Here is a 23,981-nt window from a genome sequence, read left to right on the forward strand (position 1 = left end):
CGGTCAGTGATGCCCGTCGCCACCGCCCTGCTGGAGTTCCAGATACTCCTCGGGTGTCGCCTTGGGCACCTGCGCCGAAGGCCCGTACATGGCCCGCCCGAGGCGAGCCCGCAGCCGCTGGCCCCGGGAGACCGTGCGCCTCACGCCGTTCGCGTCGACCAGCGGCCCGACCTCGTACGGCTCGGGCTGCTCGTGCGCGGTCAGGGTGTACAACTCGCCCTGCGTGAGCGGCACATGGACCTCTACGTACTCACCGTGCGGCAGGCGCTTGATCGTGCCGCTCTCCCGCCCGTGCAGCGCCTTCTCCCGGTCACGGCGCTGCAATCCCATGCACCATCGGTGCGTCACGAAGAAGGCGAGCACCGGGGCCACGAAGCAGCCGATCCGCACGAACCAGGTGATCGCGTTGATGGAGAGATGGAAGTGCGTAGCCCACAGGTCGTTGCCGCCGCCGACCATCAGCACGCCGAACAGCACCAGCCACGCCACACCGAGCCCGGTGCGCACGGGTGCGTTGCGCGGCCGGTCCGCGATGTGGTGCTCCCGTTTGTCGCCGGTGATCCAGGACTCGATGAAGGGATAGACCCCGATCGCCACCATGATCAGCGGGAAGAGCGAGAACGGGATGAAGACGCCCAGTTGGAGCGTGTGCCCCCAGGCGCTGATCTCCCAGCTGGGCATCACCCGGATCAGGCCTTCGGAGAAGCCCAGATACCAGTCGGGCTGAGCACCTGTGGAGACCAGATCGGGGCGGTAGGGCCCCATCGCCCACACGGGGTTGATGGTGGCGACCGCGCCCATGATCGCCAGGACACCGAAGACGAGGAAGAAGAAGCCGCCGGCCTTGGCGATGTAGATGGGCAGGAGGGGTGCCCCGACCACGTTCTTCTCGGTCTTTCCCGGCCCGGCGAACTGGGTGTGCTTGTGGTAGAAGACCAGGATCAGGTGGGCGGTGACGAGCCCCAGCATGATCCCTGGCAGCAGCAGCACATGCACGCTGAAGAGCCGCGGAATGATGTCGTCGCCGGGGAACTCTCCGCCGAAGAGGAAGAAGGATATGTACGTCCCCACGACCGGGATGGACAGGATCGCGCCCTGCGCGAAGCGGATACCGGTGCCCGAGAGCAGGTCGTCGGGGAGGGAGTAGCCGGTGAGGCCGGTGATGATCCCGAGGAACAGCGTCGTCCAGCCGAACATCCAGTTGATCTCACGCGGCTTGCGGAACGCGCCGGTGAAGAACACCCGCATCATGTGCACGAGCATCCCGGCGACGAAGACGAGCGCGGCCCAGTGGTGGATCTGCCGGATCAGCAGACCGCCGCGCACCTCCATGCTGATGTCGACCGTCGACTCGAACGCCCGGGTCATCTGGATGCCGTTGAGCGGTGTGTAGACGCCGTCGTAGACGACCTCGGCGCCACTGGGCTCGAAGAACAGGGTCAGATAGACACCGGTGAGGATCAGGATCAGAAAGCTGTAGAGGCAGATCTCGCCGAACATGAAGGACCAGTGGTCCGGGAAGATCTTGCGCATCTGACTCTTGGCCAGCGTGTTGATGCCGAGGCGGCCGTCCGCCCAGTCGGCGACCCGCTCTCCCTTGCCGGCCGGGGCAGGCCGCTTGCTGTCCCGGGTGTGCTCGACTCTTCCGCTCATTCGTCTCCCCCTCAGGTCCCCCTCAGGCGGATACCAGGGTAGATCCAGCAGGTCCCGTAGCCAACAGGGCCTACCACTAAGGGAGTTGACGATCAACGGCCGCGCTGGTCAGCCCGTACGTGAGCCACGCCACCAAGGAACCGGCGGGGCGATTGGCCAGCCGCCGTCCCGTATGAGACATTCACACTTCCTTACGGCCCTCACCTCCTCAAGGAGCCCGTATGACGCTCGGCGCGGTGCTCGGCGACATCACCCGCACTTCGGCGCGGGAGCCGCACCACCTGCCCTGAGCCTCATCGCTCCCGCTCCTCGTCGAAGTGCTGTTCGTGCCCCCTGCACGTTCACTCTCTGAGGAGTACTTGTGTCCGACATCCGCTGGACCGACGGCAATGCCGAGCACACCGCCGAGCACACCGCCCGCTGGCGCTCCGAGACCGGAATGCCGGCGCCCCGCCGGGTCGTGACGGCCGACGACCGCATGAACACGTCCACCGCCCACCGCCTGGCCTGCGAAGGCACCGCGCTGCTGTGGCAGGGCGACTACCACCAGGCACGCCAGCTGCTCCAGGCGATGGGCCGCCGCGTCGACCAGAAGGCCCCCTCCGGCGCGGCCGCCTCGTCACCGACGGAGGCCTTCCACCTTCAGCGCCGCGCGAGCGGGCACCGGGCCCGCGTGCTCGGCAGGCTCCTCGTGCCCCTGGGCGCGGACTACTCGCTCGATCTGCGCAGGGCGCCGGACGTCCAGGCCGCCTGCGAGGAGGCGTACGGCCCGCCCGGGACGACGCCGTCAGTGGTCTCCCTGCGGGAGCTGCTCGGCGTGGTCGGCGCGCACCAGTGGCGTACGAAAGGCGTGGACATCCCCGCGCTCGGCGCCCGGATCCACCCCCACTACGGGGTCTTCTCGCCGGTCAGGGGCGAGTACGTCGACCTCGTCGCGCAGGCGCCGCTCCCCCGCCCCGCGGAGCTCGGCGGACCGGCCTTCGACCTCGGCACCGGAACCGGCGTCCTGGCCGCCGTCCTGGCCCGCAGGGGCATCCGGCACGTCGTGGCCACCGACAACAACCCGCGCGCGGTGGCCTGCGCCCGCGCCAACATGAGCCGCCTCGGCCTCGCCGACCAGGTGGAGATCACCACCGGCGGGGAACTCTTCCCGCCGGGCCGCGCCGCCCTCGTCGTATGCAACCCGCCCTGGCTCCCCGCGAAGCCCAGCTCGGCGCTCGAGCAAGGCGTGTACGACCCCAAGGGCGCCATGCTGCACGCCTTCCTCGCGGAGCTCGCCGCTCACCTCATGCCGGGCGGCGAGGGCTGGATGATCATGTCTGACCTGGCCGAGCAGCTGGGCCTGCGCGCGCCCGGAGAACTCACATCCGCCATCACGGCGGCGGGTCTGCGGGTCGCGGACCGCCTCGACATCAAGCCCCGCCACTCACGGGCGTCCGACCCCACGGACCCTCTGCACGCGGCGCGCGCGGCCGAGGTCACGTCACTGTGGCGGCTGACGGCCGAGTGACGGCGCCCGGCCGTCCGTCCACCTCCCGCACCAGATCGAGCGCCCGGCCCAGGGTCGTGAGCCGGGCGTCCAGGCTGTCCCCCGCCGGGTAGAAGCGGATGGTGTCCACCCCCGCACCGCGCCACACCCTCAGCCGCTCGCGGACCATGTCCTCGGTGCCGATGAGGGTGGTGGCGAGGACCATCTCGTCGGTGATCAGGGTGGCCGCGCCGTCCCGGTCGCCGGACTGCCAGCGGGTCCGCACCTCGGCTGCGATGTCGGCCCAACCCTGCCTGCTGTAGGCGTTGTTGTAGTAGTTGGTGGTGGCGGAGCCCATGCCGCCCAAGCTGAAGGCGAGCTCCTTCTTGCGGCTCGCGACCATCGCGCGCAGCATGTCCTCGTCGTCGGCGAAGGCCACTTCGGCGCCCTGGCAGATGTTCAGGTCGGACCGGGTACGGCCGGAGGCGGCGAGGCCCGCGTCCAGGTGGTCGAAGTAGGCCTCCTTCGCGCCCTCCGGCACGAAACTGGTGCCCAGCCAGCCGTCGGCGATCTCACCGGTGAGGCGCAGCATCTTGGGCGAGAGGGTGGCCAGGTAGATGGGGAGTTCGTGCTCGGCGCGCATCGAGAGGCGCATGGGCTTCGTGTCGCTGCCGGACAGCGGAATGGTGAACTCCCGTCCGGAGTAGGAGATCTTCTCGCCCGTGGCCGCTCGGCGGACGATCTCCACGGTCTCCCGCATCCGCGTGAGCGGGCGGGCGAACGGCACCCCGTGCAGCCCCTCGATCACCTGCGGGCCCGACGGGCCGAGTCCGAGGACGAAGCGGCCGTCGGAGATGTTCGACAGGGTGATCGCGGCGCGGGCGATGGCGGCCGGGGTCCGGGTCGCGAGCTGGATGATGGCGGAGCCGAGTAGCATACGTTCCGTGCGCGCGGCCAAGTAGCCCAGCGGGGACGGCGCTTCGGAACCCCACGCCTCCGCGACCCAGCAGATGTCCATGCCGAGCTTCTCGGCCTCGGTGACGAAGTCGACGGTCTCCCGCCAGTTCGCGCCGGACGCCTCGATGGTCGTCGATGTACGCATCAGGCGCCTGCCTCTTCGGGGGCAGCCGGGGTGGCTGGAGCGGCGCCCTCGGCCAGCTTCTTGATCGCGTCCACTGTGGCCGCCATGTTCTGCTCGAACTCCCGCATCCGTACGTACACGATCTTCTGTTCCTTCTCCGGCATCCGGTCGATCGCGTACGAAAGTCCCGATCGGCCAGGCCCCATCCGCATCCACTGGGTCAGTTCGGTACTGCCGTCGTCCGCAGCCGCGAGGCTGAACCTCCATACGGCACTGGGGAGTTCTGGGTCTTCGACCGCCCAGGCGAACACGCGTGGAGCCTCGCATTCCACGACGTACGACGTGGTCTCCCACGCACCGAACGAAGGGTGCTCGCTGCGGCCGACGAACCGGGCGCCGAGCGCGGGCCCGGCCGCCCCGTCGAGCCACTCGACCGACCGGAGCTCCGCGCTCAGCGTGGGCATCAGGCCGATGTCGGAGACGAGTTCCCACACGCGTTCCGGTGCCGCGGCGATGCGTGTGCGCACTTCGGCCGTCGGCTTGTCCGCGTAACGCGCGCCTGTCCACTCCATCGTGGGTCGCCTCTCTTTAGCCGCTTCTGTAGTCGCTTCTGTAGTCGCTGACCATGAGAGTTGCGTAGATAGACTCACTCGTCAAGGGTTCGCCCGCCAAGCGCGCGCGGAGGTGTCAGCGGCTGAAGCGGTCCAGGATGTCCGGCCGCTCGGCCAGCCTCGCCGGGTAGCCGGGGCCGAGGCGCGGATGCGTGTCCGCCGCCGACATCGGCTCCTTGCAGTGGCCGCAGACCACCTCGGCCGCGCCCTCGTGCCCGCAGCGATCGTGCTCGAAGACGACCGGCGGCCCCTCGTCACCGCTCAGCCAGCGGTTGCCCCAGCTGTTCATCACCGCGAGTACGCCGAAGAAGTCGCGGCCCTTCTCGGTGAGGACGTAGTCGTAGCGCACCGGCTCGCTCTGATATGCCCGCTTTTCGAGCAGCCCCTCGTCGACCAGGCGGCGCAGCCTGTCGGTCAGGGTGTTGCGGGCGATGCCGAGCTCCTGCTGGAAGGCGTCGAACCGCTTGATCCCGTAGAACGCCTCGCGCAGCACGAGCGGAGTCCACCAGTCGCCGAGCAGGTCCATGGTGCGGGCGATGGAGCAGGGCCAGTTGGCAAAGGAGGTCCGCCTCATGCCACAAGGATACGAGAAGAGGCAAGGGATCTCGGTGGGTCTCGGGACAGGACCCAGCAGACAGGAGCGGGTGCGGGTGCGGGAGCACGTGACGTTCGACGCAAACGCGGCTGCCCCGTTGTGGAGCGGACCGGGAGGCTGATCAAGTGGCGGAGGTCGCTCTGCCCGTCGTACCCGCCAAGCCGGAGGCCCCGTTGCTCTTCACATCAGTGGACGATGTCGCCACGCGACTCGCCGAGACGGGCTATCTGGCTTCGAACGCCGTCGCCACCACCGTCTTCCTGGCCGACCGACTCGGCAAGCCGCTCCTCGTGGAGGGCCCTGCGGGCGTCGGGAAGACCGAGCTCGCCAAGGCCGTCGCCGAGGTCGCGGACGCGCGCCTGATCCGCCTCCAGTGCTACGAGGGCGTGGACGAGTCACGCGCGCTCTACGAGTGGAACCACGCCAAGCAGCTCCTGCGCATCACCGCGGGCCGCGACGAGTCGTGGGACGAGACCCGCACGGACATCTTCAGCGAGGAGTTCCTGCTCCCGCGCCCGCTGCTCACCGCCATCCGCGGCGACGAGCCGAAGGTGCTCCTGATCGACGAGACCGACAAGGCGGACGTCGAGGTGGAAGGCCTGCTCCTCGAAGTCCTGAGCGACTTCCAGGTCACGGTCCCCGAGCTCGGCACCATCACCGCCACCCGCCGCCCCTTCACCGTCCTCACATCGAACGCGAGCCGCGAGCTCTCCGAGGCGCTGCGCCGCCGCTGCCTGTTCCTCCATATCGGCTTCCCTGACGAGGAGTTGGAGCGGCGCATCGTGCGGCTGAAGGTGCCAGGGCTCGACGAGACGCTCGCGCGGTCCGTCGTACGCGTGATCGGCGCGCTGCGCGCGATGGACCTGCGCAAGGCGCCGTCGGTCGCGGAGACCATCGACTGGGCCCGTACGCTGCTCGCCCTTGGCGCCGACTCCCTCGACGAAGACGTCGTACGAGACAGTCTCGGCGTCGTGCTCAAGCATCAGGACGACGTGCTGAAGGCGGCGGCCAAGCTGGATCTGGACGCCGTGTGACCGGGGCGTCGACCGCCGGGACCGGCGTCCCGGAGCGTCTCACCGCGCTCGTGCGGGCGCTGCGCTCGCACGGAATCCGGATCGGCACGGGCGAGACCGTGGACGCCGGACAGGCGCTGCTCGCCCTGGGCCTGAGCGATCGGGAGCGGGTGCGGGAAGGTCTTGCCGCCGCGCTGCTGCACAGCGAGGGGCAGCGCCCCGTCTTCGACCCGGTTTTCGATCTGTATTTCCCGCGCGGAGTCGGTGGCCCGGAGTCACTGGACCGCCCCGGGCGGGAGTTCGACAGGGACGACCTCCGGGACCGCCTGGCCGCTGCGCTCGCCGCCGACGACCAGGCCCTGCTCGCCCAGCTGGCTGCCGAAGCTGTCGACGGAATGGGCGGATACGGAACGCGTCCCGGATCCGGGGGGACTGGCGGTTCGGGTTCGGGAGGTACAGGCGGTTCGGACGGGTGGTCGTCGCATCAGACGCTGTCCCGGCTCCGCCCGGAGACCCTGCTGGCCCGGATCCTTGCCGGTATCCGCGAGGGAACCGCCGAAGGAGAGTTCGCCGACCGCCTCACCGCCGACGAGATCCGCCGCCGCATCGAGGACTTCCGCGGGCTCGTGGGCACCGAGGCGCGCCGCAGGGTAGCCGAGCGGCGGGGACGGGACGAGATCGCCCGGCGTGCCGTCACCACGACCGCCGACCGGGTCGACTTCCTGATCGCGGGCCGCGCCCAGCTCGACGAACTCCGCAGAACGGTCCAGCCGCTGGCCCGCAAACTGGCGACGCGCCTCGCCGCGCGCCGCCGCCGTGCCGCCCGCGGCCGGATCGACCTGCGCCGGACCCTGCGCGGCTCGCTCTCGACGGGCGGCATCCCGATGCGCCCGGTCCTGCGACGCCGCCGCCCCGCGCGCCCCGAGCTGGTCCTCCTCTGCGACGTGTCCGGCTCGGTTGCGGGCTTCGCCAACTTCACGATGCTGCTCGTCCAGGCGCTGCACGACCAGTTCAGCAAGGTGCGGGTCTTCGCCTTCGTCAACCGGGTCGACGAGGTGACCGACCTCATCGCGCGGGGCACGGCCGACCCCGAGGGCCTCGGCAGCCGCATCATTTCCGGCGCGGCGGTCACCGGCTACCACGGAAGCAGCGACTACGGCTCCGCCCTCGGCGAGTTCGCCGAGCGCTACACCGAAGCGATCACCCCGCGCTCCACGGTCTTCGTCCTCGGCGACGCCCGCACGAACATGAGCGACCCGAACGTCCCCGCCCTGCGCGACATCGCGGCCCGCTCCCGCAAGCTCTACTGGCTCAACCCCGAGGGCCGCCCCCTGTGGCAGACGGGCGACTCGGCGGCCGGCACCTACGCCGAGCTCGTGGAGATGTACGAGTGCCGCAACGCGCAGCAGCTCAGCGCGCTGATCGGGCGGCTGTTGCCGGTCTGACCGGGAGGGCGGCCGACCGTAAGCTGCCGGGCGAGGCAACCGGCGGAAGTGGCGAGGAGCACGCGTGGCAGGCGACGGACTCAAAGCGGAGATCCAGACCCGGATCAGCGAGGTGCGAGGCGAGCTCATCAGCCTCAGCCGGCGGATCCACGCCCATCCTGAGATCGCCTTCGAGGAGCGGCGGGCCGCCGGGTGGTGTGCTGAGGTGCTGCGCGGGCACGGGTTCGCGGTGACCGCTCCCGCTTACGGGCTCGAGACCGCCTTCGAGGCGACCGTGGGCTCGGGGCCCGTGACCGTCGCGCTTGCCTGCGAGTACGACGCGCTGCCCGGGATGGGTCATGCCTGTGGGCACAATCTGATCGCGGCGGCGGGCGTGGGGGCCGCCCTCGGGCTTGCTCCGGTGGTCGATCAACTGGGGCTCACCGTCCGCGTGTTGGGGACTCCCGCCGAGGAGAGCGGTGCCGGGAAGGCGCTGCTTCTCGATGCCGGTGCCTTCGCCGGGGCCGACGCGGCGATGATGGTCCACCCGTGCCCTTTCGAGGTCGCCGATTTCCGGTCGTACGCGATGGGCGCACTGTCGGTGACGTACACCGGGAAGTCCGCGCACGCCGCGCTCAATCCGCAGGACGGGCGGAACGCGGCCGACGCGCTGACCGTGGCGCAGGTGGCCCTCGGGCTGCTCCGGCAGCAGTTGCCGGGTGGCTGGAAGGTGCACGGGATCACCACCGAGGCCGGGACCGCGCTCAACGCCATTCCCGAACGGGCCGCCGCCGCCTATGCGTTGCGGACTCCGTCCGTCGAAGAACTGCGTGAGTTGCGGGAGCGGGTGGCGGACTGCTTCCGGGCGGGGGCGCTTGCGGCCGGGTGCGCGCTGGATCTGGAGCAGCCCGCGCCCGACTATCTCGACTTCCGGTCCGATGCCGGGCTCGTCGCGCTGTGGGCGGCGAACGCGCGTACCCTCGGGCGGCCCGAGCCACAGCAGCGGGGGCCGTTCGCGTCCACGGACATGGGCAACGTCTCGCACGTCGTGCCGTCGATCCATCCGGTGCTCGACATCGGCGGGGGCGGCTGCTCCCCGCACCAGCCGGAGTTCGCCGCGGCGGCCGCCACGCCGGTCGCCGAACAGGCCATGATCGACGGGGCTGTCGGTCTCGCGTGGACGGCCGCGGACTTCTCGGTCAGCCGGTCGGCGTCTTCGTAGTCACCTTCGTGCTCGCACTCGTAGTCGTCTTCGTAGTCGCCTTCGCGGACGGTACGACCACCGGGGAGCCGTCGCCCGGCGCCTCAAGGATGTCCGCGTCGATCCCGTACAGCTCCTTGACCAGCTCGGCGGTCACCACATCCCGGGCCGGGCCGTTCGCGACGATCTTGCCCGCGTTCATGGCGATGACGGTGTCGGCGTAGCGGGCGGCGCTCGCGAGGTCGTGGAGGACCATGACGACGGTGCGGCCCGCGGCGGCCACCTCCCGTACCAGGGACAGGACTTCGACGGCGTGCCCGAGGTCAAGGGCGCTGGTCGGCTCGTCGAGCAGCACGATCGGGGTCTGCTGAGCCAGGACCATCGCCAGCCAGCAGCGCTGCCGCTGACCGCCGGATAGGTGATCGAGGCGGCGCGTGGCGAGCTCCGTGGTGCCGGTGGCCTCCAGGGCGTCGCGTACGGCGGTCTCGTCCTCGCGCGACCACTGGCGGAAGAGCCCCTGGTGGGGGTGGCGACCGTAGCGGACGAGTCCGGCGACGGTGACGGCCTCGGGGGCCTGCGGGGACTGGGCGAGCAGTGCGATGCGGTGGGCCGCGCGGCGCTGGGTGAGCTGCCACACGTCGTCGTCCCCCGCGCGCACCGTGCCCGAACTCGGCTTGTGCAGGCGGGAGATGGAGCGAAGCAGCGTCGACTTGCCGCAGCCGTTGGGGCCGACGATGGCGGCGACCTGTCCGCTGGGGATGGTCAGGTCGACGCCGTCCACGGCGGCTGTGTGGCCGGGGTAGCCGGAGGTGAGCGCCTCGACGGTCAGTTGCACGGGGGTCAGGCCTTTCCGGTCTGCTGCTCGGAGTTCTTGCCGAAGAGGACCCAGAGGAGGAAGGGTCCGCCGAGGACACTGGTGATGACGCCCACGGGGATCTCCACGGGGGCGACGACGCGGCCGAGCGCGTCGGCGGCGCCCACGAGGGCCGCGCCGACCAGGGCCGAGCCGATGACAGGGACGCGGGTCGGGCCGCTGAGCCGGGAGGCGACGACGGGTGCGGCGAGCGCGACGAAGGCGATCGGTCCTCCGATGCCGACGGCCACGCCGGACAGGGCGACGGCGAGTGCGAGGGTCACGGCGCGGACGCGACGGACGTTGACGCCGAGGGTGGCCGCCATGTCGTCGTCGAACCGCAGGAGTTGGAGGCGGCCACCGGCGATCAGGGACAGCGGTACGAGGATGAGCAGGACGATCGACAGGGGCGTACCGACGCTCCAGTCACGGCCGCTGAGCGAGCCGACGGTCCAGAGGAAGACGCCGCCCGCGGTGTTGTCGTTCTCGCGGGACATGACGAGGTCGGTGACGGCGCCGATGACGGTGGAGACGCCGATGCCGACGACGAGGATCCGGTAGCCGCCGCTGCCCGCGCCGCCCGCGCAGGCGACGACGACCATGGCCGCGGCGGCGGCCCCCAGGGGTCCGAGCCACCAGTCGCCGATCATCCCGGTGGACGAACCGACGACGGAGGCGACGACGGCAGCGGTGGCGCCTTCGTTGACGCCGATGATGTCCGGGGTGGCGAGCCGGTTCCCGGCGAGCGTCTGGGTGAGGCACCCGGCGATGCCGAGCGCCGCGCCGACCATGAGACCCACCGCGATCCTGGGGAGGCGGAAGTCCTGGACGAGCATGACGGTGGCGGAGTCACCGGTTCCGAGCAGTCCGGAGAGGCTGTCGGAAAAGCTCATCCCGGTCGAACTGGCCAAAGTGGCGAACGAGACGACCACCGCGATCAGCAGGGCGAGGCCGACTGCCACGAGGGCGCTGCGGTGCGGGAAGAGCCAGGAGAGGGTTCCGACGCGGACGGGTGTGGAGTCGGGCGGGGTGACATCGGTCGGGGCCGCGGACTGCCCGGAGTCAGAAATGCGCTCGGCGCTCACGCCCCCACCCCCGCCGTCGACATCCGCTGCGACCGTGCGATCCAGATCAGCAACGGGCCGCCGATGAACGCGAGAAGCACACTCACCGGTGTCTCCCAAGGGCGGATGACCACCCTGGCGAGCAGGTCCGCGACGATCATCACGTTCGCTCCGACCAGCGCGGACAGGGCCAACTGGCCTGCCATCCGGGGCCCGGTGACGGCCCGCGCCGCATACGGGGCGAGGAGGCCGAGGAAGGCGATCGGTCCGGCGAGCGCGACCGCCGAGCCCGCGAGGAGTGTCACCGCCGCCGCGACGACCAGGCGGATCCGCCCCGGATGATGGCCGAGCGAGCGTGCGCTGTCATCGCCGAGTGCGAGCGCCGACAGCGGGCGTACGCAGCAGAAGGCGATGATCAGGCCGATCGCGATCAGCGGAATCAGGGGGTAGGTCTCCGACGTCTTGATGCCCGCGAGGGAGCCGATGGTCCAGTAGCGGTAGGTGTCGAAGGTGGACTGCGTGCCGAGCAGGACGTACGACGTCATGCCGTGGAAGGTCGCGCCGAGTGCCGATCCGGCGAGGACGAGGCGCAGCGGCGAGCCCGCGGCCCGCCCGGACGCGGCGAGCAGAAGAACCACCGCGCTCGCGCCCATGCCGCCGACAAGGGCCCACACCAGGACGCCGTACGCGGAGGTCACTTCGAAGTAGGTGAGCCCGATGACCACGCCAAGCGCCGCGCCCGAGTTGACCCCGAGGAGGCCTGTCTCGGCGAGCGGGTTGCGCGTGACCGCCTGGAGCAGGCAGCCCGCGGCGCCGAGCGCGACGCCGACCAGGAGACCTGCGAGCGTACGCGGAAGGCGTACGTCCATGACCGCGAGCCTGATCTGTGCGTCGGCCCGCGCGGACGGATCGCCGGTGAGGAAGTCCCAGGCGCGGCCCATCGGTGTCGACCCGGAGCCGACCAGAAGGGACAGCAGGCCGAGCACGAGGAGCAGCACGAGCAGGGTGGCGGCGGCCCACAGTGTGGGGCGATGCGTCTTCGCCATGTCCGGTATCGGAGGTCTGGATCCGGACGTTGGGACCCGCCCCTCTTGCGCAACCAACATGAAGTTAGCCTAACCTAACCTTGACCTGGAGCCCCGAGTCGGGGTGCACACGAACTCCCTGCCCCATCAGGGGTAGTTCGTCATGCCCCGACACGGTCAAGAATGACCCTTATGTCCGGACTGACCCCCGGACGACAGAAGCATGGAGAACACGGACATGTCCTCGAACCACTCCCCGCGCACCCGGCTGACCGCGGTCGCGGCCCTCACCCTGGCCTCGGCGCTCGCCCTCTCCGCCTGCGGTTCGGACTCGTCCGACGACTCCGGCTCCGACAGCAAGGGCAAGAACGCCGGGAAAAGCGTCACCGTCACCGATGCCTCCGGTGCGGAGGTGAAGGTTCCGGCCAACCCCAAGAAGGTCATCGCGCTCAGCGAGATGGACCTCGACTCGTCCCTCGCCCTGGACGTCAAGCCCGTCGGCCTCTCCGCGGGCCGCGGCCAGAAGGGCGCCCCCGGATATCTGGCCGGCCAGGCGAAGGACATCCCGGTCGTGGGCGCGGTCACAGGGCCCGACATCGAGAAGGTCCTCCAGGCCAAGCCGGACGTCATCCTCGCCGGTCAGCTCGCCGACCAGCAGGTGCTCAAGCAGCTCAAGGGGATAGCCCCGACGGTCGTCACGATCGACAGGACGAAGGACTGGAAGAAGTCCCTGGAGCTCACGGGCAAGGTGCTCGGCAAGTCCAACGAGGCGAGCGCGTTCCTCAAGGGGTACGACACCAAGGCCGCCGCACTGAAGAAGAAGCTCGGCGCCAACACGGGCGCGTCCGTCTCCGTCGCCCGCTACTCCGCCAAGGGCACCGCGGTCATGCAGCAGGGCGTGTTCATCTCCGACGTCCTGAAGGACCTGGGCTTCAAGCGGCCCGGCATCCAGAACAAGAAGGGCGAGGGCCACTCGACGCCGCTCAGCGACGAGGACCTGAAGCAGATCGACGCCGACTGGCTGTTCATCGGCACGCTCACCTCGGGCGGCCCGGACGCCGACCTCTTCAAGGAACTGAAGGGCAAGGCCGCGTACAAGCAGCTCGACGCGGTCAAGAAGGGCCACGTCACCGAGATCGACGGCTCGAAGTGGACCAGCCTCGGCGGTGCGCAGGCCGCCGTCTCGGTCCTCGGTGACATCGAGAAGGCGATGGGCAAGTGACCTCCGCCATACCCGGCACCCCCGAGTCGGAGCTCGAAGGCCGGGTGGCCCTGGTCACCGGCGCAAGCCGTGGCATAGGCCAGGCCGTGGCCCGCGCGCTCGCCGAACGCGGCGCACGGGTCGTGGCAACCGACCGGTCGCCCGACGTGAAGCGGCAGACGCCGGACAGTCGCATCACCGGCATGGTCCTCGACGTGACGGACGCGGCGGCCGTGGACGCGGCAGTCGAGGAAGTCGAGCGCACCGCGGGGCCGTTGGACATCCTCGTCAATGTGGCGGGCATCCTGCGGCCCGCCCCGGTGGTCGAACTCACCGACACCGACTGGGCGGAGACCTTCGCCGTCAACACGAACGGCGTCTTCCACACCTCGCGCGCCGCGGCCCGCCGCATGAGCGCGCGGGGCAAGGGATCCATCGTGACGGTCGGCTCGAACGCCGCCGGGGTGCCTCGCACCCGGATGGCCGCGTACGCCGCTTCGAAGGCCGCCGCCACGATGTTCACCAAGTGCCTCGGCCTCGAGGTAGCCCGCGACGGCGTGCGCTGCAATGTCGTGTCACCCGGCTCCACCGACACGGACATGCAGTGGCAGTTGTCGACGGGCGACCGCGAGCAGGCGGCCGCCCGGGTCATCGACGGCGACCCGTCGTCGTACCGGGTCGGCATTCCGCTCGGCCGGATCGCCGAGCCCTCCGACATCGCCGACGCGGTCACCTTCCTGGTCTCCGACCGGGCCCGCCACATCACTCTGCACGACCTGTACGTGGACGGCGGCGCGACCCTGCGCGCATGAACACCGCGCCGCCCTCCCCTACTTGACGAGGAGTCATCCGTGACACCCCCCAATGACGTGGTCGCACTCGCCGCCCCCACCACCCCCGGGGCCGTCGGCGCGGCGACCGCGCTGCTCGACGCGTACCGACCCGGCGACACCCGGTTCTTCGCGTCGCCCACCCGTACCCTTCTCGCGCACGGCACGGCAGCCGAAGTCCCGCACGACGAGCGGCCGTTGACGGAGCGGGTCGCCGCCACCTTCGACGCGCAGCTGCGTGTGGGCAACCAGGCCCCGGTCGTGGTGGGATCCATACCCTTCGACCCCACCGCGCGTGCTGTGCTCGCGGTGCCCGAAGCGGCCCGCTGGGCGCCCGCCCTGCGCACCGACCCGCTCGTGGCGCTGCCCACTCCGCCGCCCGCCACATCCGGCGGCTGGCAGGTGACCGAGGCCCCATCGGGCGAGGAGTACGCGGCGTCCGTCGAGGCCGCCGTCAAGCGCATGAAGAGCGGCGAGTTCGACAAGGTCGTCCTCGCCCGCACCCTGGAGCTCGCCACCGAAGGACGGCTCGACCTGCCGGCGATGCTCCAGCGCCTGGCCCGCCGCGACCCGCACGGCTACTCCTTCGCCGTGCCGACAGGGCCAGGACGCACCCTCCTCGGCGCAAGCCCCGAGCTCCTCGTCTCGCGCCACGGCAACCGCCTGACGGCCAACCCGCTCGCCGGTTCGACACCGCGCTCGGCGGATCTCGCCGAGGACGTGCGCCGGGCGGCGGCGCTGCTCGAATCGGCGAAGGACCTGCACGAGCACGCGGTCGTCGTGGACGCCGTGCACAAGGCCCTCGCCCCGTTCTGCCCCGACCTCGACGTGCCGGAGCGGCCCACCCTGGTCCGCACCGCCACCATGTGGCACCTGTCCACGACCCTCACCGGCGAACTCGCCGAACCGGCCACCTCCGCCCTGGAGTTGGCCTGCGCACTGCATCCGACCCCGGCTGTCTGCGGCACCCCGACCGGGCACGCCCGCGACGTCATCGGTGCGTTGGAGCCCTTCGACCGCGGGCACTACACCGGCATGGTGGGATGGAGCGACGCGCGCGGCGACGGCGAGTGGGTCGTCACGATCCGCTGCGCGGAGGCCGAGGAGACACACAGCGGCAGCGGACGGCTGCGGCTCTTCGCGGGCGCGGGCGTCGTGGCCGACTCGTCGCCGGATGCCGAACGGGCCGAGACGGGCGCCAAGTTCCGTACGTTCCTGGACGCGGTGGGAGTGGACAGATGACGACGGCAAGCGACCGCAAGGACTCCCCTCGCATCCCCGACGTGTTCGCCGAGCGGTATCGCGCCGCCGGGTACTGGCGGGGCGAGACATTCGGCGGGATGCTCCGCGAGCGGGCCGACGCGCACCCCGACCGGGTCGCGATCACCGACGGGGACCGGAACTGGACGTACGGCGAACTCGACGTGCGCGCCGATCAGTTGGCCGCCGGATTCGCCGCCCGAGGCATCACCAAGGGTGACCGGGTCGTCGTCCAGCTGCCGAACGTCGCCGAGTTCTTCGAGGTGATCTTCGCGCTCTTCCGGATCGGTGCCCTGCCGGTCTTCGCGCTGCCCGCACACCGCGAGACGGAGATCCACTACTTCTGCGAGTTCACCGAGGCCGTCGCCTACGTCATCCCGGACCGGGTCGGCGCCTTCGACCACCGGGACCTCGCGTCGAAGATCCGCTACGAAGTGCCCACGCTGCGCGAGGTGTTCGTGGTGGGCGATCCCGGCGAGCACACCGCCCTGTCCGACGTGCCGCGCGAGCCGGTGGAGACCGACGGCCCCACGCCGTCCGACCTCGCGTTCCTCCAGCTGTCGGGCGGCAGCACCGGCGTACCCAAGCTGATCCCCCGCACCCACGACGACTACATGTACTCGCTGTGGGGATCGAACGAGATCTGCGGGGTGACCGAGGACTCCGTCTACCTCGTCGCCCTGCCCGCGGCGCACAACTTCCCGCTCTCGTCACCCGGTTCACTGGGTCTGCTCTACGCGGGCGGCCGAGTCGTCATGTGTCCGCAGCCCGATCCGGACACCGCGTTCCCCCTCATCGAGCGGGAACGGGTGACGATCACCGGCCTCGTCCCGCCGCTCGCCCTGGTATGGACGGACGCGGGGCGCTCCACTCCGTACGACATCTCCAGTCTCGACGTACTCCTCGTGGGCGGCGCGAAGTTCAGCGAGTCGGCGGCGCGCAGGGTCACCCCGGCGCTCGGCTGCACCCTTCAGCAGGTCTTCGGGATGGCCGAGGGCCTGGTCAACTACACGCGTCTGGACGACCCGGCGGAGACCGTCGTCACCACGCAGGGCCGGCCGATCTCTCCCGACGACGAGATACGCATCGTCGACGACGCCGACGAGGACATGCCGGACGGCGAGGCGGGCCACCTGCTGACCCGCGGCCCGTACACCATCCGCGGCTACTGGCGGGCGCCCGAGCACAACGCCCGCTCGTTCACCGCCGACGGCTTCTACCGCACCGGCGACATCGTGAGCCGCACCCCCACCGGGCATCTGGTGGTGGAGGGCCGGGCGAAGGACCAGATCAACCGAGGCGGCGAGAAGATCGCGCCGGAGGAGGTCGAGAACATCATCCTCGCCCACCCCCACGTCCATGACGTGTCGGTCGTCGCCGTGCCGGACGAGTACCTCGGCGAGCGGACCCTCGCGTACGTGATCCCGCGCGAGGGCGTCGAAGCGCTCAAGCCCGTCACCATCAAGAGGTTCGTACGGGAGCGCGGCCTCGCCGCGTTCAAGGTCCCCGACCGGGTCGAGTTCGTGACCGCCTTCCCGCAGACCGGCATCGGCAAGATCAGCAAGAAGGACCAGCGGACTACCGCGACCGCGGCGCCTTGGGACGGCTGACCCCTGCCCCGCCGCTCCGGACAGCCGACCTCTGCCCCGGAGCGGCACCCCGATCCACCAGCTTTCCTGAGCTTCACCGCTTCACCGAAAGGCCCCACCATGGCGCTCCCCACCGTCACGCCGTACCCGATGCCGTCGCCCGACGAGCTGCCCGACAACCGGGTCGCGTGGACCGTCGACCCGCAGCGGGCGGTCCTGCTCGTCCACGACCTGCAGAACCACTTCCTGACGGCGTACACCCCCGACACCTCACCGACCACCGAACTCCTCAGCAACGTGGGCGAGTTGACGAAAGCCGCCCGTGCGGCCGGCATTCCCGTCATGTACTCCGCCCAGCCGGGTGGCCAGTCGCCCGCCGAGCGCGGGCTCCAGCAGGACTTCTGGGGTCCCGGCCTGCCCGACGACGAGCACGCGAAGGCGATTGCGGGCCCGGTCGCTCCGGAGCCCGGCGACACCGTGCTCACGAAGTGGAAGTACAGCGCGTACGTCCGCACCGACCTCGCCGAGCGGATGCGCGACGCGGGCCGCGACCAGATCGTCATCGTCGGCGTGTACGCGCACATCGGCGTCCTGATGACGGCCGCCGACGCGTGGATGCGTGACGTGCAGGCGTTCGTCGTCGCGGACGCCGTGGCCGACTTCTCACGCGAGGACCACGACATGGCACTGCGCTACGCGGCGGGCCGGTGCGCGGTCGTCACCACCACCGACGCGGTTCTGAAGGGGATCTGACATGGCGCTGAGCGTGGAACTCATCCGGGCCGACGTCGCCGATGTCCTCGGCGAGGACCCGGCCGACATACCCCTCGACGAGAACCTGGTCGACTACGGGCTCGACTCGGTGCGCATCATGTCGCTCATCGAGCGCTGGCGCCGCGACCACGACATCACGGCCACCTTCGTCGACCTGGCCGAGCAGCCCGCCATCGAGGCCTGGGCGCCGATTCTGGGAGCCTCGGCATGAGGCTCACCGCTGCCCAGTCGGGCATGTGGTTCGCGCAGGCGCTCGACCCCGGCAGCCCGGCCCAGAACACGGCCGAGTGCCTGGAGATCCATGGCCCCATCGACCCGTCCGTTTTCGCTCGGGCGCTGCGTCAGGTGGTGGCCGAGGCGGACTCCCTGCGCGTACGGATCATCGAAGGGGCCGACGGGCCGCAGCAGTTGGAGGTCGCCGAGCCGACGCTGCCGCTGAAGGTACGCGACCTGCGCGCCGCCGCCGACCCGGACGCCGACGCGCAGGCGTGGATGCGCGAGGACCTCGCGACGCCGTTCGACCTGGCGGCCGGGCCGCTGTTCGCCCACGCGCTGTTCCGCGTCGGCGACGAGCGGTGGCTGTGGTACCAGCGTGTGCACCACATCGTGATGGACGGCTTCGGCTACTCGCTGCTCGCCCGCCGCACCGCCGAGATCTACACCGCGCTCGCCGCGGGCGAGACCCCGGGGAGCAGCCCCTTCGGGCGCCTCGATGACCTGGTCGCCGAGGACACCGCCTACCGCGCTTCGGATGCGTACGACACGGACCGCCGCCACTGGGACGGCGCCTTCGCCGACCGCCCCGACGCGCCGAACCTGGCGGGGCGCACCGCGCTACCGTCCCGCACCTTCCACCGCCGCAGCGCCCGCCTCTCCCCCGAGGCGACATCCCGGCTCCGGGATTCGGCGTCCGCGATGCGGGCGACCTGGCCGGAGGTGCTGGTCGCCGCGCAAGCGCTCTACGTCTCCCGGGCCACCGGCTCCCCCGAGGTGGTGCTCGGTCTGCCGATGATGGGCCGGATGGGTTCGGTGGCGCTTCGCGTGCCCGGCATGGTGATGAACGTGCTGCCGCTGCGGCTCACCGTGACCCCACAGGCGACCTTCGCGGAGCTGACCCGGCAGGTGGTGCTCGGCATCCGCGCCGCCCGCCGCCACCAGCGCTACCGCTACGAGGACATCCGCCGCGACCTGGGCCTCCTCGGCGAGGGCCGGTCCCTGGTCGGGCCGCTGATCAACGTCATGCCGTTCGACTACGGCCTGACCTTCGCGGGCGCCCGCACCGACGCCCACAACCTGTCGGCGGGCCCGGTCGACGACCTCACGGTCAACGTCTACGACCGCGCCGACGGCAGCGGCCTGCGCATCGACTACGACGGCAACCCGGCCCTGTACGAGCCGGACGAACTCGGCGTCCACCAGGCGCGGTTCATGGAACTTCTGGAGCGCATCGCGAATGCGGGCCCGCACACCCCGCTGGCCGAGCACACGATCGCCCGCCGTCTCGAACTCCCCCTGGTGGTCGACGAGTTCAACGCCACCGCACACCCTGTGCCGCCCACCACACTGATCGGCCCGATCGAGGCCCAGACGGTCCGCACCCCGGACGCCACCGCCGTGGTCTTCGGCGACCAGGAGCTCACCTACGCCGAGCTGAACGCCCGCGCCAACCGGCTCGCCCACCACCTCATCGAGGCCGGTGTACGTCCGGGCGCGCTCGCCGCGGTCGCCGTGCCCCGGTCCCTGGACCTGGTGGTCACGCTCCTCGCCGTACTCAAGGCGGGCGGCGCCTACCTCCCCCTCGACCCGGACTATCCGGCGGACCGCCTCGCGTACATGCTGGCCGACGCCGAACCCGCCTGCGTGATCGCCGACCGCGCGGACCGGGTGCCCGCATCGGGCGTCCCGCTCGTCGCGCTCGACCGCCTGGACACGACGCCGTACGGGACTTACGACCCGCCGCGCGCGCTCACCCCGCACCATCCCGCCTACGTCATCTACACATCCGGTTCGACCGGCCGCCCCAAGGGGGTCGTCGTACCGCACTCGGCGATCGACAACCGGCTTCGCTGGATGCAGCACCAGTACGAACTGGCCCCCGGTGACCGGGTGTTGCAGAAGACATCGTCCGGCTTCGACGTGTCGGTCTGGGAGTTCTTCTGGGCGCTACGGGTGGGCGCGACGCTCGTCGTCGCCGAGCCCGGCGGCCACAAGGACCCGGCGTATCTGGCGCGCGTCATCCGCGAACAGGGCGTCACTGTCTGCCACTTCGTGCCGTCGATGCTCCAGGTGTTCCTGTCCGAACCGGCCGCGGCGGACTGCGCGGGCCTGCGGCACGTCTTCTGCAGCGGCGAGGCCCTGCCGCGCGAGACTGTGCGGGAGTTCGGGCGTGTCCTTGACGGCGTACCGCTGCACAATCTGTACGGTCCGACCGAGGCCGCCGTCGACGTGACGTACCACCCGTGCGCCACCGACGCTACGGGCCCCGTGCCGATCGGCAGGCCCGTATGGAACACGCGCCTCTACGTCCTCGACGCGGCGCTTCAGCCGTGCCCGCCCGGCATCCAGGGCGAGCTGTATCTGGCGGGCAGGCAGCTGGCGAGCGAGTATCTGGGGCGGCCCGAACTGACCGCGACCCGCTTCGTGGCCGACCCCTACGGCCCGCCCGGCACCCGCATGTACCGCACCGGCGACCTGGCGCGCTGGACCGAGCACGGCGAGATCGAGTACCTGGGGCGCACCGACCACCAGGTGAAGCTGCGCGGTCTGCGCATCGAACTGGGCGAGATCGAGGCCGAGTTGGCCGCCGATCCGGCGGTGAGCGCGGCCAGCGTGCTGGTCCGCGAGGACCGGCCCGGCGATCAGCGGCTCGTCGGGTACGTCACCTCGGACGCTGGAGGAGTTCCCGACCCTGAGGGGCTGCGCGCTCGGCTGGCCCGCACCCTGCCCGACTACATGGTGCCCGGCGCGATCATCGTCCTCGACGACTTCCCCCTCAGCCCGAACGGCAAGCTGGATCGGCGCGCCCTGCCCGCCCCCGCCTTCGAGGGATCGGCCGACGGCGGCCGGGTACCGAGCGGCCACCGCGAGGAGACCCTCACCCGGCTCTTCGCCGAGATCCTCGGTGTGCCACGGCTCGGCGTGGACGACGCCTTCTTCGACCTCGGCGGCTCCTCGCTCCTCGCGGCCCGACTGGTCTCCAGGGTCCGCGACACACTGGGCGCCGAGCTGACCATCGGCACGCTCTTCCAGGCGCAGACCCCGGCGGCGCTCGCCACCCGGCTCGACGCGGATCACAGCGAGGCCGACCACGCCCTGGACGTGTTGCTCCCGCTGCGCGCGGGCGGCGACCGCACCCCGCTGTTCACGTTCCACCCGGCGGGCGGCATCAGCTGGTGCTACGCGGGCCTGCTCTCGCGGCTCGACCCGGGCCAGCCGCTGTACGGCCTCCAAGCGCGCGGGCTGCACGGCTCGCACCGGAACAGTGAACTCCCGGCCACCATGGAGGAGATGGCGACCGAGTACATCGACGCCCTGCGCGCCGTGCAGCCGCACGGCCCCTACCGGCTGCTCGGCTGGTCGGTGGGCGGAGTCCTCGCCCACACCGTGGCCGTACGCCTCCAAGAGGCGGGAGAGCAGGTCGAGTTGCTCGCGCTGCTCGACGCATACCCGTCCGACCAGTGGCGAGACTCCGCGGTCCCCGCGGAGGCGGACGCCCTCAAGGCGCTCCTGCGGATGGCCGGTTACGACCTGACGGACGAGCTGACCCGCGATGACGTCCTCGCCACACTGCGCCGCGAGGGCAGCGCCCTGGCGGGCCTCCCCGACCGGACGCTGACGGCGGTGATCGACATCGTCGTCAACAACGCCTGCCTGATGCGGGAGCACGAGCACCGCCCCTACGACGGTGACGCGCTCTTCTTCACCGCCGCCGCGCCGCGCGCCGAGGACTGGCTGACGAGGGAGGCCTGGTCGCCGTACATCAGCGGCACGATCACCAACCACGATGTGGACTGCCTGCACCCGGAGTTGACCCAGCCGCGCCGCCTGGACGAGATCTGCGCCATCCTCGCCGCCCGCCTCAAGGAGCTTGACCACGCATGACGACGACAACTCCCGGCCCCTTCGACCCGGTCGACAGCGCCCCCGGCACCGACGCCGAGCCGACCCATCTGGTTCTGCGGAACGCGCTCGGCGAGTACTCCCTGTGGCCGGTCTTCCGCCAGGCCCCCGATGGCTGGACCACGGTGTACGGCCCGGAGTCGTACGGCCGTTGCGTGGCCCGCCTCCAGGATCCCCCCAGGTGACGGACATCCGCCTCGTCCGCCCGGCCCCGCTCGACGTGTCGGTCCTCGACGCCGATGAGCGGCGCCGGGCGGCGGCGCTGCGGCGCCCGGCGGACCGGGAGTTGTACGCGGCGGCGCACACGGCCCTGCGCCACGGGCTCGGCGCGTACCTCGGCGTCGATCCGGCGGCGGTGGATCTTGTGCGACTGCCGTGCCCCCTGTGCGGCGGCCCGCACGGCCGCCCCGCGGTCGCCAGGGGCGCCGGGCCGCACTTCTCCCTCTCGCACACGGACGGCCTCGCCCTGCTCGCCTTCGCGGACCGCCCCGTCGGCGTCGACATCGAGCGGCTGCCGTCGGCGAGCGTGGTGGCCGACGTGGCGGCGTCCCTGCACCCCCGAGAGCAAGCCGAACTGGCCGAACTCCCGGCCGCAGAGCGCCCCTTGGCCTTCGCCCGCTGCTGGACCCGCAAGGAGGCGTGCCTCAAGGGGACGGGTGAGGGATTGGCCGGGGGCGGGATGGCGTCGCTCCTCGTGGGGACGGGGTCCGCGCCCGTCGGCGTACACGGCTGGACTGTGGAGGACGTGCCCGTCCCCGAGGGCTACGCGGCGGCGGTCTCCACCGCGGACTCGCCCGACTCCGCGGATTCGCCCGACTCGCCCGACTCCGCGGACTCGGCGCCGAGCAGCCCCACCAGCCCGTCCGCGAGCTCGGTGCGCCAGCACAAGTAGTCGTGCCCGCCGTTGAACTCGCGGTACACGGCGTCGTCGTACCCCTTCTCCCGCAAGGTGGCCCGCAGCCTCCGCATGGCGGGCAGCGCGACCCACTCCTGCTCACCGGCCGAAAGCCAGAACCGCACGGGCAGCTTCTCGCTCGCGGCGATGCGGCCGGTCAGCCACTCGGAGCGCTCGAGGTCCGGCCCGTCGGGCCACCAGAAGGACCCCGACTGCGCCAGTACGCGGCCGAACCGCCCCGGCGCGATCACGGCGGCGTACGCGGCGGTCAGACCACCGAGGCTCTGACCGGCGACGACAGTGCGCGCCGGGTCGTCGGTCAGGGAGAGCCGCTGGCCCGCCCAGGGCAGCAGCTCGGTCTCCAGGAACCCGACGAACCGCTCGTTGCAGGCGAGTTCGGCCCAGCGCTGATCGGCGCCAAGGGATTCGGGAAGCAGCGCGACCAGGGGCGGGATACGGCCGTCGGCGACGAGATTGTCGAGCAGGGCCGCGACATCGAGCCCCGGCTGCCACATCTCACCGTCCATCAGGACGAGGACGGGCAGGTCGCTTCCGCCGCCCGGCGGCTTGTACAGGTGCACTCGCCGCTCGTTGCCGAGCAGCTCGCTGCGCACGGTGTGCGTGCTGACGGTGCCGCGCGCGACGCCGTCGCGCCGCTGCCAGTCGTCGCCGCGCGGGGCCTGCGGCAGCTCGACGTACGAGACCGGGTCCCCGCCCCAACGCCGCGCGAGGGTAAGTGAGTTCAGCGGATCAGTACGCTGCTGCCCGCGCAGCCAGGCCCAGTACTCGCCCTCCGCGTCCGGTCCTCCCCCCTCATCCACGCACAGGCCGTAGGTCGCCCGCCAGTCCGCCCGCATCCGGACCGACCATTGCCAGATGTCCGTACCCGGCACCCGATCCATCAGGTTGCGGGCCAGGTCACGCGGATCGACGATCTTGTTCGGCAGCACGAGGACGGCGCGGGTCGCGTCCGTACCGCGCCACAGGAAGGTGACGACCCGATGGTCCGCGTCGCCCTCCGGATCGGGCTCGATGATCGGCGCGCCACCTGCCGCCCGCACGTCACCCCAGAAGTCGCCACGCTCCACGGCCCGGTCCACGGCCCGGCCCACCCACGTGCTGTCCGCACGCTCGACGGGCTGCGGCCGCGGGATGCGGGGCGGCCGACGGGTCGCCCCGTCGGGAGGAGCGGCGAGCGGCATGGGGGAGCCTCCAGAGGTTCACAGCGCACGTACAGATAAGCACATACAGATAAGGGTGACCTTACTTGAGTCCGTCGCCCCTGGGCCGACCAGGTCCGGGCCCTGCCTTCCCGCCCCGGAGCC

General features: G+C 71.2%; 20 protein-coding genes and 1 pseudogene. 13 read left to right on the forward strand and 8 right to left on the reverse strand.

Annotated features, from left to right (window positions below; all coding sequences use genetic code 11):
• Nucleotides 1-3: 3 nt before the first annotated feature.
• The gene (locus ACGFSB_RS05335; protein WP_393394377.1) at nt 4-1,653 is read right to left on the reverse strand and encodes a cytochrome bc complex cytochrome b subunit; all 1,650 of its coding nucleotides are present in this window, start codon (nt 1,651-1,653) and stop codon (nt 4-6) included.
• Nucleotides 1,654-2,014: 361 nt separating this feature from the next.
• Between ACGFSB_RS05335 and ACGFSB_RS05340 the strand changes: the two genes are divergently transcribed.
• A complete protein-coding gene (locus tag ACGFSB_RS05340) occupies nt 2,015-3,163 on the forward strand; it encodes a methyltransferase (RefSeq protein ID WP_393394380.1) in 1,149 nt (382 codons plus the stop codon).
• Here ACGFSB_RS05340 and ACGFSB_RS05345 read toward each other — a convergent pair.
• The 3 genes from ACGFSB_RS05345 to ACGFSB_RS05355 form a co-directional block, all read right to left on the reverse strand.
• Complete coding sequence (locus tag ACGFSB_RS05345) at nt 3,132-4,223, reverse strand: LLM class flavin-dependent oxidoreductase (RefSeq protein WP_393394383.1); 1,092 nt, start codon at nt 4,221-4,223, stop codon at nt 3,132-3,134. The genes ACGFSB_RS05340 and ACGFSB_RS05345 overlap by 32 nt on opposite strands.
• Nucleotides 4,223-4,774, reverse strand: coding sequence for an SRPBCC family protein (locus ACGFSB_RS05350; RefSeq protein ID WP_393394386.1), 552 nt, complete (start codon nt 4,772-4,774; stop codon nt 4,223-4,225). Before ACGFSB_RS05350 ends, ACGFSB_RS05345 begins: the two co-directional genes overlap by 1 nt.
• A gap of 115 nt (nt 4,775-4,889) precedes the next feature.
• Entirely contained in the window at nt 4,890-5,387 is a 498-nt protein-coding gene (locus tag ACGFSB_RS05355; RefSeq protein ID WP_393394389.1) for a winged helix-turn-helix transcriptional regulator, read from the reverse strand.
• A gap of 194 nt (nt 5,388-5,581) precedes the next feature.
• Between ACGFSB_RS05355 and ACGFSB_RS05360 the strand changes: the two genes are divergently transcribed.
• From ACGFSB_RS05360 to ACGFSB_RS05370, 3 genes are all read left to right on the forward strand, one after another.
• Entirely contained in the window at nt 5,582-6,442 is an 861-nt protein-coding gene (locus ACGFSB_RS05360) for an AAA family ATPase (RefSeq protein WP_393395759.1), read from the forward strand.
• Nucleotides 6,439-7,866, forward strand: coding sequence for a VWA domain-containing protein (locus ACGFSB_RS05365; protein ID WP_393394392.1), 1,428 nt, complete (start codon nt 6,439-6,441; stop codon nt 7,864-7,866). The genes ACGFSB_RS05360 and ACGFSB_RS05365 overlap by 4 nt, the downstream gene beginning before the upstream one ends.
• 64 nt (nt 7,867-7,930) lie before the next feature.
• Entirely contained in the window at nt 7,931-9,067 is a 1,137-nt protein-coding gene (locus ACGFSB_RS05370) for an amidohydrolase (RefSeq protein WP_393394394.1), read from the forward strand.
• Here the strand turns inward: ACGFSB_RS05370 and ACGFSB_RS05375 are convergent.
• Genes ACGFSB_RS05375 through ACGFSB_RS05385 form a run of 3 tightly spaced genes read right to left on the reverse strand, consistent with a single transcriptional unit; the run spans nt 9,045 to nt 12,009 of the window.
• On the reverse strand, nt 9,045-9,881 hold the full coding sequence (locus tag ACGFSB_RS05375; RefSeq protein WP_393394397.1) for an ABC transporter ATP-binding protein: 837 nt from the start codon (nt 9,879-9,881) through the stop codon (nt 9,045-9,047). The genes ACGFSB_RS05370 and ACGFSB_RS05375 overlap by 23 nt on opposite strands.
• A gap of 5 nt (nt 9,882-9,886) precedes the next feature.
• Nucleotides 9,887-10,984: a FecCD family ABC transporter permease gene (locus tag ACGFSB_RS05380; RefSeq protein WP_393394400.1), complete on the reverse strand. Its 1,098-nt coding sequence runs from the start codon at nt 10,982-10,984 to the stop codon at nt 9,887-9,889.
• On the reverse strand, nt 10,981-12,009 hold the full coding sequence (locus tag ACGFSB_RS05385; RefSeq protein ID WP_393394403.1) for a FecCD family ABC transporter permease: 1,029 nt from the start codon (nt 12,007-12,009) through the stop codon (nt 10,981-10,983). The genes ACGFSB_RS05380 and ACGFSB_RS05385 overlap by 4 nt, the downstream gene beginning before the upstream one ends.
• Before the next feature lie 217 nt (nt 12,010-12,226).
• On the opposite strand from ACGFSB_RS05385, the gene ACGFSB_RS05390 reads away from it, so the two are divergent.
• From ACGFSB_RS05390 to ACGFSB_RS05430, 9 genes and pseudogenes are all read left to right on the forward strand, one after another.
• A complete protein-coding gene (locus ACGFSB_RS05390; RefSeq protein ID WP_393394406.1) occupies nt 12,227-13,210 on the forward strand; it encodes an ABC transporter substrate-binding protein in 984 nt (327 codons plus the stop codon).
• Entirely contained in the window at nt 13,207-14,001 is a 795-nt protein-coding gene (locus ACGFSB_RS05395; RefSeq protein WP_393394409.1) for a 2,3-dihydro-2,3-dihydroxybenzoate dehydrogenase, read from the forward strand. The genes ACGFSB_RS05390 and ACGFSB_RS05395 overlap by 4 nt, the downstream gene beginning before the upstream one ends.
• A gap of 39 nt (nt 14,002-14,040) precedes the next feature.
• Nucleotides 14,041-15,261 carry an isochorismate synthase DhbC gene (dhbC, locus tag ACGFSB_RS05400; protein WP_393394412.1) on the forward strand — a complete coding sequence of 407 codons (1,221 nt, stop codon included), beginning with the start codon at nt 14,041-14,043 and terminating at the stop codon, nt 15,259-15,261.
• The gene (locus ACGFSB_RS05405) at nt 15,258-16,889 is read left to right on the forward strand and encodes a (2,3-dihydroxybenzoyl)adenylate synthase (protein WP_393394415.1); all 1,632 of its coding nucleotides are present in this window, start codon (nt 15,258-15,260) and stop codon (nt 16,887-16,889) included. The genes dhbC and ACGFSB_RS05405 overlap by 4 nt, the downstream gene beginning before the upstream one ends.
• Before the next feature lie 99 nt (nt 16,890-16,988).
• Nucleotides 16,989-17,621, forward strand: a complete 633-nt coding sequence (locus ACGFSB_RS05410; RefSeq protein ID WP_393394417.1) for an isochorismatase family protein — start codon at nt 16,989-16,991, stop codon at nt 17,619-17,621.
• Nucleotide 17,622: 1 nt separating this feature from the next.
• Nucleotides 17,623-17,853, forward strand: coding sequence for a phosphopantetheine-binding protein (locus tag ACGFSB_RS05415; protein ID WP_393394420.1), 231 nt, complete (start codon nt 17,623-17,625; stop codon nt 17,851-17,853).
• A complete protein-coding gene (locus ACGFSB_RS05420) occupies nt 17,850-21,743 on the forward strand; it encodes an amino acid adenylation domain-containing protein (RefSeq protein ID WP_393394423.1) in 3,894 nt (1,297 codons plus the stop codon). Before ACGFSB_RS05415 ends, ACGFSB_RS05420 begins: the two co-directional genes overlap by 4 nt.
• The gene (locus ACGFSB_RS05425) at nt 21,740-21,946 is read left to right on the forward strand and encodes an MbtH family NRPS accessory protein (RefSeq protein WP_393394426.1); all 207 of its coding nucleotides are present in this window, start codon (nt 21,740-21,742) and stop codon (nt 21,944-21,946) included. Before ACGFSB_RS05420 ends, ACGFSB_RS05425 begins: the two co-directional genes overlap by 4 nt.
• Before the next feature lie 353 nt (nt 21,947-22,299).
• Nucleotides 22,300-22,368 (forward strand): annotated as a pseudogene (locus ACGFSB_RS05430) (hypothetical protein); the annotation flags it as partial.
• A 155-nt stretch (nt 22,369-22,523) separates the two neighbouring features.
• On the opposite strand, the gene fes reads toward ACGFSB_RS05430, so the two are convergent.
• The gene (gene fes / locus ACGFSB_RS05435; RefSeq protein WP_393394429.1) at nt 22,524-23,858 is read right to left on the reverse strand and encodes an enterochelin esterase; all 1,335 of its coding nucleotides are present in this window, start codon (nt 23,856-23,858) and stop codon (nt 22,524-22,526) included.
• Between the last annotated feature and the right edge of the window lie 123 nt (nt 23,859-23,981).

It is taken from the genome of Streptomyces sp. NPDC048441, assembly GCF_043200235.1.
GTDB lineage: Bacteria > Actinomycetota > Actinomycetes > Streptomycetales > Streptomycetaceae > Streptomyces.